This is a genomic window from Novosphingobium sp. FW305-C-111, from assembly GCF_058783565.1.
The window spans coordinates 91,954-103,337 of the sequence record NZ_JBYSYP010000007.1; the positions used below are offsets into that span (position 1 = coordinate 91,954).

General features: G+C 65.3%; 11 protein-coding genes. 8 read left to right on the plus strand and 3 right to left on the minus strand.

What is annotated here, in order from left to right; translation table 11 throughout:
- Window positions 1-47: 47 nt before the first annotated feature.
- From AC3WLD_RS10015 to AC3WLD_RS10050, 8 genes are all read left to right on the plus strand, one after another.
- Window positions 48-827: an SDR family NAD(P)-dependent oxidoreductase gene (locus AC3WLD_RS10015; protein ID WP_492556817.1), complete on the plus strand. Its 780-nt coding sequence runs from the start codon at window positions 48-50 to the stop codon at window positions 825-827.
- Window positions 828-981: 154 nt separating this feature from the next.
- Window positions 982-1,425: a methylmalonyl-CoA epimerase gene (gene mce, locus AC3WLD_RS10020; protein ID WP_492556818.1), complete on the plus strand. Its 444-nt coding sequence runs from the start codon at window positions 982-984 to the stop codon at window positions 1,423-1,425.
- The gene (locus tag AC3WLD_RS10025) at window positions 1,425-2,219 is read left to right on the plus strand and encodes an enoyl-CoA hydratase-related protein (protein WP_492556819.1); all 795 of its coding nucleotides are present in this window, start codon (window positions 1,425-1,427) and stop codon (window positions 2,217-2,219) included. The genes mce and AC3WLD_RS10025 overlap by 1 nt, the downstream gene beginning before the upstream one ends.
- 38 nt (window positions 2,220-2,257) lie before the next feature.
- Window positions 2,258-4,399, plus strand: a complete 2,142-nt coding sequence (gene scpA / locus AC3WLD_RS10030) for a methylmalonyl-CoA mutase (RefSeq protein ID WP_492556820.1) — start codon at window positions 2,258-2,260, stop codon at window positions 4,397-4,399.
- A 126-nt stretch (window positions 4,400-4,525) separates the two neighbouring features.
- On the plus strand, window positions 4,526-6,547 hold the full coding sequence (locus AC3WLD_RS10035) for an ATP-binding protein (RefSeq protein ID WP_492556821.1): 2,022 nt from the start codon (window positions 4,526-4,528) through the stop codon (window positions 6,545-6,547).
- A complete protein-coding gene (locus tag AC3WLD_RS10040; protein ID WP_492556822.1) occupies window positions 6,548-6,919 on the plus strand; it encodes a tRNA-binding protein in 372 nt (123 codons plus the stop codon).
- Between the two features lie 2 nt (window positions 6,920-6,921).
- On the plus strand, window positions 6,922-7,368 hold the full coding sequence (locus AC3WLD_RS10045; RefSeq protein WP_492556823.1) for a DUF488 domain-containing protein: 447 nt from the start codon (window positions 6,922-6,924) through the stop codon (window positions 7,366-7,368).
- Complete coding sequence (locus tag AC3WLD_RS10050; RefSeq protein WP_492556824.1) at window positions 7,365-8,135, plus strand: acyl-CoA thioesterase; 771 nt, start codon at window positions 7,365-7,367, stop codon at window positions 8,133-8,135. Before AC3WLD_RS10045 ends, AC3WLD_RS10050 begins: the two co-directional genes overlap by 4 nt.
- On the opposite strand, the gene AC3WLD_RS10055 is transcribed toward AC3WLD_RS10050, so the two are convergent.
- The 3 genes from AC3WLD_RS10055 to AC3WLD_RS10065 all read right to left on the minus strand — a co-directional run bounded on the left by AC3WLD_RS10055 (window position 8,132) and on the right by AC3WLD_RS10065 (window position 11,357).
- Window positions 8,132-9,526, minus strand: coding sequence for a peptide MFS transporter (locus tag AC3WLD_RS10055; protein ID WP_492556825.1), 1,395 nt, complete (start codon window positions 9,524-9,526; stop codon window positions 8,132-8,134). The genes AC3WLD_RS10050 and AC3WLD_RS10055 overlap by 4 nt on opposite strands.
- 164 nt (window positions 9,527-9,690) lie before the next feature.
- A complete protein-coding gene (gene aroB / locus AC3WLD_RS10060) occupies window positions 9,691-10,797 on the minus strand; it encodes a 3-dehydroquinate synthase (protein WP_492556826.1) in 1,107 nt (368 codons plus the stop codon).
- On the minus strand, window positions 10,788-11,357 hold the full coding sequence (locus AC3WLD_RS10065) for a shikimate kinase (protein ID WP_492556827.1): 570 nt from the start codon (window positions 11,355-11,357) through the stop codon (window positions 10,788-10,790). Before AC3WLD_RS10065 ends, aroB begins: the two co-directional genes overlap by 10 nt.
- Window positions 11,358-11,384 lie beyond the last annotated feature (27 nt).

Genomic DNA, 11,384 nt, shown 5'->3' on the forward strand with positions numbered 1-11,384 from the left:
CGGGCGGTAGCTCTCGCGCGACAGGATACGCGAGAGAGGAAACCGCCATGGCATTCAAGCCCTTCGACCTGACGGGAAAGGCCGCGCTCGTCACCGGCGGCAATGGCGGGATCGGCCTCGGGATGGCGGAAGGACTGGCGCAGGCCGGGGCCGATGTCGTGGTTTGGGGGATGAACCCGGAAAAGAATGCGGCGGCGAAGGCCCGGCTTGAAGCCATCGGCGGAAGGGTGCTGGTCGAGCGGGTCGACGTTTCGGACGAAGCCGCGATCTGCGAGCATATGGCGCACGCGGTCGATCGTTTCGGCAGGCTCGACTTTTGCGTCGCGAACGCTGGCATGGGCAAAGGTTCAAAGTTCACGGAGTTCTCGACAGAGACCTGGCGCGAGGTCATGCAAGTCAATCTCGACGGTGTGTTCTGGACGCTTCGCGAGGCGGCGAAGCACATGGTTGCGCGGTCGGAGGCCGGGGAGCCGGGTGGATCGCTCGTGGCGATTTCGTCCACCTCGGCCATCCACGGTGCGCCTGCCAACCAGGCATACGCCGCCAGCAAGGGTGCGCTCATTCCGATGGTCCGCGGCATCGCCGTTGAACTGGGCAAGCACAACATCCGCGCCAACGCCATCCTGCCGGGCTGGACCCGCTCTGACATGACCGCGGGGCTGCAGGCCTGGGACACCTTCAACAAGAAGGCGATCGGCCGCGTCCCGGTGCGCCGTTGGGGCGAGCCGGAGGACTTTGCCGGCATCGCGGTCTATCTCGCCTCGGACGCCTCGTCGTTCCATACGGGCGATGCGATCGTCATCGACGGTGGCTACACGATCTTCTGACTGGACCTGCGCCGAGCCTTGACGCTACGTCACATACGAATGCGCATGATGCGACGCAGCATCTTGCCAAGCGCGTCCCCCTCGCATAGCGGCGAATTTAATCGCGCGATGAACGGGTTGTCGCGAAAGATTCGCAAAGGTTGGGGTCAGGCTTATGAAGCTCGGTCGGCTGAATCACATCGGCGTCGCCACGCCCTCGATCGCGGATTCAATCGTGTTCTATCGCGACGTGATGGGCGCAACCAAGATTCACGAGCCGTTCGACCTCGAATCTCAGGGCGTGAAGGTCTGCTTCGTCGACACCCCCGGCGCTGACGGTGCGCTTAACGGGACGCAGATCGAACTGATCGAGCCGCTGCCTGGCAACACGTCGATCAAGGGCTTTCTCGACAAGAACCCCCAAGGGGGGCAGCACCACATGTGTTACGAGGTGCCCGACATCCACGCCGCCAAGGCGGAGTTCGAGGCCATGGGCAAGCGTGTGCTGGGCGAACCGCGCATCGGTGCCCACGGCACGATGATCTTCTTCGTCCACCCGAAGGACATGGGCGGGGTGCTGACCGAAATCATGGAAACGCCCACGGAGGGAGCGCACTGATGGCCTATGAAATGATCCTCGTCGACGTCAGCGACAAGATCGCGACCATCACGCTGAACCAGCCCGATCGTCTCAACGCTTGTCCGCCGCGGATGGCCGACGAAATCGGCGATGCCATCGATGATGTGACGGCCCTCGGAGCGCGGGCACTCGTGATAACCGGCGCAGGAAAGGGGTTCTGTTCGGGCGCGGACCTCCAGGCCAAGGCAAATTCGACGAGCTCGATTTCGGGCGGCGATAACAGCTATCGCGTGCTGACCCGGAACTACAATCCGATGATGATGAAGATCGCGCGAGCCAATTTGCCGGTGATCACTGCCGTAAACGGGGCTGCCGCCGGAGTTGGCTGCTCGCTGGCGCTGGCTGGCGATTTCGTGTTTGCGTCGCGGCGCGCGTTTTTCCTCCAGGCATTCGTCAACATCGGCCTCGTCCCCGATGGTGGGGCAAGCTGGATGCTGCCGCGCCTCGTCGGCAAGGCGCGTGCGACGCAGATGATGATGCTCGGTGAACGGATTTCGGCGCAGCAGGCCGAAGACTGGGGCATGATTTACAAGGTTGTCGACGAAGGCGATTTGCTTGCGGAAGCGCGCGCTCTGGCCACCCGCTTCGCCAACGGGCCGACGGTTGCCTATGCGACGATGCGCAAGAACATTCTCACTGCACTCGAAAATTCCTATGCGGAGGCTTTGCTGGCAGAGTCCGAAGGGCAACGTCTGGCCGGTAACTCCAAGGACGCGGCGGAGGGCGCGGCAGCGTTTGTCGAAAAGCGTACCGCGCAATTCCAGGGTCGCTGAAACCGGCCAGGACCACGGTTCTCTCCAGGGAAGTTGAAATGGCGAATATCGAAGACTGGCAAGGCGCGGCGGCGAAGGAGGTCAAGGGCAAGGACCTGACCTGGCAGACGCCGGAAGGCATCGCGGTGAAGCCGCTTTACACGGCGGACGACGTCACCGCCGATCCGGGCCTGCCGGGCTTTGCCCCGTTCACCCGCGGGGTGCGCGCCTCGATGTATGCGGGCCGGCCGTGGACCATCCGCCAGTATGCGGGCTTTTCCACTGCCGAGGAATCGAACGCCTTCTATCGCCGCAACCTCGCTGCCGGGCAGAAGGGTCTCTCGGTCGCGTTCGACCTCGCCACCCACCGCGGCTATGACAGCGACCACCCGCGCGTCGTGGGCGACGTCGGCAAGGCAGGCGTTGCGATCGACAGCGTCGAGGACATGAAGATCCTGTTCGACGGCATCCCGCTCGACCAGATGTCGGTCTCCATGACCATGAACGGCGCGGTGATCCCGATCCTCGCGTTCTTCATCGTCGCAGGGGAAGAACAGGGCGTCGACCGCAAGCTGCTCGACGGGACCATCCAGAACGACATCCTCAAGGAGTTCATGGTCCGCAACACCTATATCTACCCGCCCGAACCCAGCATGCGGATCATCTCGGACATCTTCGGCTACACCAGCCGCGAGATGCCCAAGTTCAACTCGATCTCCATCTCCGGCTATCACATGCAGGAAGCCGGCGCGACGCAGGTCCAGGAGCTCGCGTTCACCATCGCCGACGGCATGGAATACGTGAAGTACGGCGTGGCGAGCGGGCTGGATATTGACAAGTTTGCAGGCCGTTTGAGCTTCTTCTTCGCAATCGGCATGAACTTCTTCATGGAAGTCGCCAAGCTGCGCGCAGCGCGCGTGCTGTGGCACCGGGTGATGACGAAACTGGGCGCGCAGGACGAACGCTCGAAGATGCTGCGCACCCACTGCCAGACCTCGGGCGTCAGCCTGCAGGAGCAGGACCCCTACAACAACGTCATCCGCACCACGATCGAGGCGATGGCCGCGATGCTGGGCGGTACCCAGTCGCTCCACACCAACGCGCTCGACGAGGCGATCGCGCTGCCGACCGATTTCTCGGCGCGCATCGCCCGCAACACCCAGATCGTCATCCAGGAAGAAACCGGGATGACCAAGGTCGTCGATCCGCTGGGCGGCTCCTACTACATCGAGGCGCTGACACAGGAACTGGTCGACAAGGCCTGGGAGATCATCGAGCGCGTCGAGGCCGAGGGCGGCATGGCCAAGGCCGTTGCGGCGGGCTGGCCCAAGGCGATGATCGAGGAAGCCGCCGCCGGACGGCAAGCGCGGGTCGACAAGGGCGAGGACGTCATCGTCGGCGTCAACAAGTACCGCCTCGCCAGTGAAGACCAGCTCGAGACACTCGAGGTGGACAACCACGCGGTCCGCGAAGGGCAGATCGCCCGGCTCAAGACCACCCGCGCCAACCGCGACGAAGTGAAGTGCCGCGCCGCCCTGGCCGCGCTGACCGAAGGCGCGCGAGGCAAGGGCAACCTGCTCGAACTCGCGGTCGAAGCCGCCCGCCACCGCGCCACGCTCGGCGAGATTTCCGACGCGATGGAAGAGGTGTTCGGCCGCCACGGGACCTTCCCGACCCCGGTCAAGGGCATCTACGGATCGGCCTACGCCGGGGACCGCCGCTACCAGCAGGTTCTCGACGGCGTCGGGGCGGTTTCGACCCGCCTCGGCCGTGCACCTCGCATGCTCGTCGCCAAGATGGGCCAGGACGGCCACGACCGCGGGGCGAACGTGATTGCCTCGGCCTTTTCGGACATGGGCTTCGACGTGACCAGCGGCCCGCTGTTCCAGACCCCTGAAGAAGCCGCCAAGCTGGCGCTTGAACAGGATGTCGACGCGGTCGGCGCCTCGTCGCTGGCGGCCGGCCACAAGACCCTGATCCCCGAACTGATCGGCCACCTCAAGGCCGCCGGTCGCCCGGACATCAAGGTCGTCGCCGGCGGCGTCATCCCGCCGCAGGACTATGACTTCCTGCGCGAGGCGGGGGTGCAGGGGATCTATGGGCCGGGTAGCAACGTGGTCGAGTGCGCGGCGGACATGCTGCGGCTGCTTGGGCACAATATGCCGCCGCTTGGCAGTGAAATCGCCGACGCGGCCGAGTAGTTTTTTGTTCCCCTCCCGCTTGCGGGAGGGGTTAGGGGTGGGCATTCCACTTCGTCACCATCGACTAACGCTCGCGGAAGACAGGCCCACCCCCGGCCCCTCCCGCAAGCGGCAGGGGAGCAGTACGTGTTCAAGAAAATCCTCATTGCCAACCGTGGCGAGATCGCCTGCCGCGTCATCAAGACCGCGCGGCGCATGGGTATCCAGACAGTCGCGGTTTATTCCGACGCCGACGCTCGCGCGCCGTTCGTGCAGATGGCGGACGAGGCGGTGCACATTGGCCCGGCACCTGCCGCGCAGTCTTACCTGATCGCCGACAAGATCATCGCCGCGTGCAAGCAGACCGGCGCGGAAGCCGTGCATCCGGGCTACGGCTTCCTTTCCGAGCGCACCTCGTTCGCCGAGGCGCTGGCGGCGGAAGGCATCGAGTTCATCGGCCCCCCTGTGAACGCCATCGCCGCGATGGGTGACAAGATCGAGTCCAAGAAGCTCGCCAAGGAAGCCGGGGTCAACGTCGTCCCGGGCTTCGTCGGCGAGATCGAGGATACCGAACACGCGGTGCGGATCTCGAACGAGATCGGCTATCCGGTGATGATGAAGGCCTCGGCCGGCGGCGGCGGAAAGGGCATGCGCCTCGCTTATAATGAAAAGGATGTGCGCGAAGGCTTCGAAGCGACCAAGCGCGAGGGCCTGAACTCGTTCGGCGATGACCGTGTGTTCATCGAGAAGTTCATCCTCAACCCGCGCCACATCGAGATCCAGATCCTCGGCGACAAGCACGGCAACATCCTCTACCTGAACGAGCGCGAATGCTCGATCCAGCGCCGCCACCAGAAGGTGGTCGAGGAAGCGCCGTCGCCGTTTGTCACGCCGAAGATGCGGAAAGCGATGGGCGAGCAGTGCGTCGCGCTCAGCCGCGCGGTCGGCTATTACAGCGCCGGCACGGTCGAGCTGATCGTCTCGGGCGCGGACCCGACGGGGGAGAGCTTCTACTTCCTCGAAATGAACACCCGCCTTCAGGTCGAGCACCCGGTCACCGAAGCGATCACCGGCGTCGATCTCGTCGAGCAGATGATCCGCGTCGCGGCCGGCGAAAAGCTGGCGATGACGCAGGATGACGTGAAGATCGATGGTTGGGCCATCGAGAACCGCGTCTATGCCGAGGACCCGTACCGCGGTTTCCTGCCGAGCACCGGCCGCCTGATCCGCTACAACCCGCCGGTTCCGGGCTGGACCGACGACGGCGCGGAGAACGGCCGCCGCGGCGTGGACGGGGTGCGGGTGGACGACGGCGTCTATGAAGGCGGCGAAGTCTCGATGTTCTATGACCCGATGATCGCCAAGCTCGTGACCTGGGGCAAGACCCGCGACGAGGCGGCGGACAAGCAGATCGAGGCGCTCGACAGCTTCGAGATCGAGGGCCTTGGCCACAACATCGATTTCGTCAACGCGATCATGCAGCATCCGCGCTTCCGCTCGGGCGAGCTCACCACCGGGTTCATTGCCGAGGAATACCCCGAAGGCTTCACCGGCGCGCCGGCCTCGGCGGAACTAGCAAAGTCTCTCGCGGCGATCGCCGGGTTCCTGTCGACGGCCCGCTCCGATCGCGCTCGCCGCGTCGATGGCCAGCTCGGCGACGACCTCGACCCGCCGAGCGAATGGGTGGTCAAGGTCGCCGGCACGGATCACGCCGTGACGGTGACTGAGAACGCGATCCTGGTGGACGGCGAGGAAATCGACCTCAGCCTCGAATACACTCCGGGCGACCGAGTGATCCAGGCCGAAGTGGGTGACGAGAAGCTGGCGGTGAAGCTCGAGCCGCTGACCACCGGCTACAAGCTGACGACCCGCGGTGCGATTCACAAGGTCTCGGTGCTCCCGGCACGGATCGCGCACCTGACGAAGCACATGATCGAGAAGGTCCCGCCGGATCTTTCCAAGTTCCTGATCTGCCCGATGCCGGGCCTGCTCGTCGCACTGAACGTCAAGGAAGGCGATGCCGTCGAGGCCGGCCAGCCGCTCGCGGTGGTCGAGGCGATGAAGATGGAGAACATCCTCCGCGCCGAGAAGGCCGGCACGGTGAAGAGCGTGAACGCGGCGGCGGGCGAAAGCCTTGCAGTCGACGCGATCATTCTTGAAATGGAGTAGATGCACCTAGACCATGATCTCGCCGCAGCCCCTGCCGATCCGATCGCCTTCGAGGAGTTCCTCAAGGTCGATATCCGGGTCGGCACGGTGGTCGTTGCCGAGCCCTATCCCGAAGCCCGCAAGCCGAGCCACAAGCTGGTGATCGACTTCGGTCCTGCCATCGGTACCCGCAAGTCGAGCGCGCAGGTCGCGGTGCTGTACGGCGCCGATGAACTGGTCGGGCGGCAAGTCGCGGCGGTGGTCAATTTCCCTCCGCGCCAGATCGGCAAGTTCATGTCCGAGGTGCTGACGCTCGGCTTTGCCGATGCGGAGGGCAGGGTCGTGCTGTTCGCACCCGACAGCCCGGTTCCCAACGGCTCACGGCTGTTCTGACCATGCCCAGGATCTGGACCATCGGGTACGAGCAGGCCACTGTCGCCGGGGTCATCGACGCCCTGAAGGATGCGGGCGTCGAGGTGCTGGCCGATGTCCGCGCCCTCCCGCTGTCGCGCCGCCCCGGCTTCTCCAAGTCGGCGCTGGCGGGGGCCGCGCAGGAGGCGGGCATCGCCTATCGCCACTTCAAGCCACTCGGCACGCCCAAAGAAGGCCGCGACGCGGCGCGACGGAACGATCACGCGACGCTCGAGCGCGTTTACGCCGGCCAGCTCGAATTGCCCGAGGCGCTGGCCGCCGGGGCGGAGCTGGCGAGCCTCGCAGCCGAGAAGAACGTCGCCCTCTTGTGTTACGAGCGCGCGGCCGCGGGCTGCCATCGCACGCTTCTCCGCGAAGCGTTCCTTCCCGGGTTCGAACCTCTTGACCTCCTGCCAAAGGACCCTGCGTGAACCTGTCCCAGATCATCGCCACGGCCGCGCCGCTCGAAAACGGCTTCAGCGCAAGCATTCCCGATGGCTGGTTTCAGGGGCGGACGGCTTTCGGCGGGCTTTCTTCGGCGCTGGCGCTCCAGGCGGCGATGCAGGTGGGCGGCGAGCTACCGCCGCTGCGTTCGGCGCAGGTGAGCTTTGTCGGCCCGGTGGCCGGCGAGGCGCAAGTCACGGCAAGAGTTCTTCGCCGCGGGCGCAATGCGACATGGGTGGGCGCGGAGATCGTCTGCGGCGACGCCGTCGCCTTCGCCGCGACCTTCGTCTTCATGGGCGCGGTCGAGAGCGATATCCACTACAATGGCACCCCGCGACCCGAGGGCCTCACTCCGCCGCACGAGGCCAAGCAGGCGAGGGGTGGGCCGAGCTTCATCAACAACTTCGACTGGCGCTATCCCTGCGGCCCGAACGAAGAGGGCCCACCCCAGGTCTTCCGCTGGGTCCGGATGAACGAGCGCGACGGCTTGCACCCGATGGTCGAGCTGCTGTGCATTGCGGACGTCCTGCCGCCCGGTGTCATGCGCCTGATGACCCGGCCTGCACCGATCAGTTCGATGACCTGGATCTGCAACCTGCTCACCCCGGAGCCGCGCACCGACGATGGCTGGTGGCTGCTCCGTTCGATCGGGACTTATGCGGAGAAGGGCTGCTCGGCGCAGGAGATGACGGTCTGGAACGCCGCCGGCGAACCGATCGCCAGCGGCATGCAGAGCATTGCGGTGTTCGGCTAGGGCATCGCCGGCTTCTCCAGCCGCGAGCCCATCAGCACCTTGAAACCGACAAAGCCGACAAGCCCGACGACCGCGGTGCCGACATGGATCAGCCAGAACGTTGGCGTGTCCATCGTCGAATAGAACCCACCGAGCCAGCCGACCGTCTTGTTCGCGCCGAAGAACGCCAGATAATAGATCCCGATCACCGTGGCGTTGAGCTGGCGCGGCGCAACCTTCGAGAACAGGGCGAGGCTCACCGGCAGGATGTGCGCAAAGCCGATCGAGTTGAACAGGTGGAACAGCACCGGCCAGCCAAGGCCAATCTTGCCGCCGCCCGAAATTGTCGCCGCGGCGACGAGGCACAAACCCCCGGCGATGGTGAAGAAGCTGCCGATGATCATCTTGCCGAGCTCGTCGGGCTCCTGCCGGGAACGCCCGTACCACTTGTAGAACGCGGTAACCGCGACCAGCATCGAAAAGCTCAGCGCCGCGTCGATGGTAATCATGTAGCTGGTGGGCAACGTAACTCCGAAGAAGGTCAACTGGAACTTCTCGTCCGCCCAGACGAGATAGGCGTTGAAGATTTCCTGGTTGGTGAGCAGGCCGATCGCGAGGATCGGCACGAGGAGAACCAGCGCGACAACACGTATCCAGTCGTTGCTGGTCAGCGGAACTTTCGGCGCAGCGGATGCGGAACGGTCGGGCCGGTTGTCCTTCGGCAGCCACGGTCCCGCCATGACGTAAAGGATCAGCCCGGCGACCATGACGACCCCGGCCGCGCCGAACCCGTAATGCCAGCCGTACTTCTCGCCCAGCGTGCCCGAAATCAGCGGGGCGACGATCACGCTGACGTTGATCGCGATGTAGAAGATCTGGAACGCCATCGCCCGGCGCAGATCGTTCTCTTCATAGAGTTCGCCGACCTGGCTGGCGATGTTGCCTTTGAACAGGCCGACCCCGACGATCAGCGAGACCAGCGCGAACAGGAACAGACCCTCGAACGCCATCAGGAAATGGCCAAGCGCCATGACCGCGCCGCCGAGGATGAGCGTCGCACGCCGCCCCACCCAGCGGTCCGCGACGATGCCGCCGAGGATCGGAGTGAGGTAGACGAGGCTGGTGTAGTCCCCGAAGATTGCCGACGACAGCGGCTGCGCCTCCAGAGCGCCGTAATAGTTGTCCCGCAGCCAGTCGAGGCCGATGACCTTGCCGATATTCTCGGGCAGCAGCAGGTACTTGACCATGTACAGGACGAGCAGCGTCTGCATCGAATAGTATGAGAACCGCTCGCAGCCCTCGACGAAAGCGAGGTAGCCAAGCCCCTTGGGATGGCCAAGGAACGCGCGGTCATGCGCGGCCTTTTCCAGCGTGGCGGGTTCGATGGCGGGCGATGCTTCGGCTGCGGTCATGCGGGCTCGTTCCGGTTGCGAATGTTACCGGTTAACGCGGGCGCGGCTGACTGTCGCGTGAATTGTCGACTGTAGCGTCCCCGCGAAGGCGGGGACCTCGTGCAGCAAAAGGTCCGTCTGGTTGATGGAGGTCCCCGCCTTCGTGGGGACGCATCAGAATTAGCTTAAGCGCAAAGTTCCTCATCCAGGAACGCCGCGACATCGGCGAGCGCCACGTCCTTCGCCACGAACGTCTGCCCGATCCCGCGCATCAGCAGGAACGGCAGGGTGCCGCCGTCCATCTTCTTGTCGTGGAGCATGTGGTCGGCCAATCGCCGCCCGTCGCAGTCGAGCGCGAGGTCCTTGAGCGAGGCCGGCAGGCCCGCGGCGGCGATATGCGCGGCGACGCGCGCGGCGTCCTGTCCATTCATCAGGCCCTGACGGACAGAAAACCGCGCCGCCAGCACCATCCCCAGCGCCACGCCCTCGCCGTGGAGCAGGCGGTCGGAAAACCCGGTTTCCGCCTCCAGCGCGTGTCCGAAGGTGTGGCCAAGGTTGAGCAGGGCACGGATGCCGAGCGTCTCCTTCTCGTCTGCCGCGACGATCCGTGCCTTGGCGGTCACGCTGGTCGCGATGGCGTGTTCACGTGCATCGGCATCGCCCGCGAGCAATGCCGGACCGTGCGCCTCGCACCATTCGAAGAACGGCGCGTCGTCGATGAGCCCGTACTTAACGACTTCGGCGTACCCGGCGCGAACCTCCCGCGCAGGCAGCGTGTCCAGCGCGAGCGGATCGGCGAGGACCAGCGAGGGCTGGTGGAATGCACCGACCAGGTTCTTCCCCGCAGGCGTATTGATCGCGGTCTTGCCGCCCACGCTCGAATCGACCTGCGCCAGCAGCGTGGTCGGCATCTGGATGAACCCGCAGCCGCGCTTGAGGATGGAGGCCGCGAATCCGGTGAGATCGCCGATGACCCCGCCGCCAAGGGCAACGATGTTGTCCTTGCGCTCGACTTCCTGTGCCAGCAGCCAGTCGACCACCGCGGCGAGGTGTTCCCACGACTTGGTCTGCTCGCCGGGGGGCAGCACCAGCCAGCGGCTGTCGATTCCTGCTGCCGCGAACGAGGCCGCGACAGCTTCACGCCACGCCGCCGCCACCCGCTCGTCGGTGACGACGCAGACCGTGTCCTTGCGCACGAACGGCCTGCATTCCGGTCCCGCCCGGGTGAGCAGGCCAGCCTCGATCCGCACTTCATACGGGGCATTGGCGATTGCAACGGGGATTACAGCCATTGGTCGATCGCCTTCAGGATGCGGTTGGCAGTGTGCTGGTGCGGCGCGTGACCGCTCACGACATGGATCGGCGCCTGCGAATAGGCCGGACGGCGCTCGTTGCGAAGGCGGGTGAGGATCTCGCGGGGATCGCCTTCACGCAGCAGCGGGCGGGTGTCCTTGCGGCCGACACGCTCGACCAGCACGTCCACTTCGCTGTCGAGCCAGACGGTGATGGCCTTGTCGAGAATCAGCGCGCGGGTCGCCGGATCGACGAAGGCGCCGCCGCCGGTGGCGAGGACCTTGGCCGGACCACCCATCAGCCGCGCGATCACCCGGCGCTCCCCGTCGCGGAAATAGGGCTCGCCGTATTGCGCGAAGATTTCGGAAATCGACATCTGCGCCGCTTCCTCGATCTCCTCGTCGGCATCGACGAACGGCAGGTGGAGCATCGCCGCCAGTTTGCGGCCGACAGTCGACTTGCCGACACCCATCATCCCGACCAGCACCACCGGCCGGTCGATGCGCCGCGCGATGCGGGCAATATCCGCGCTGGACAGGGGGGCGGCGTCGACTTCCATTGCGGCGCTGCCTATAGTTGCGCTAGG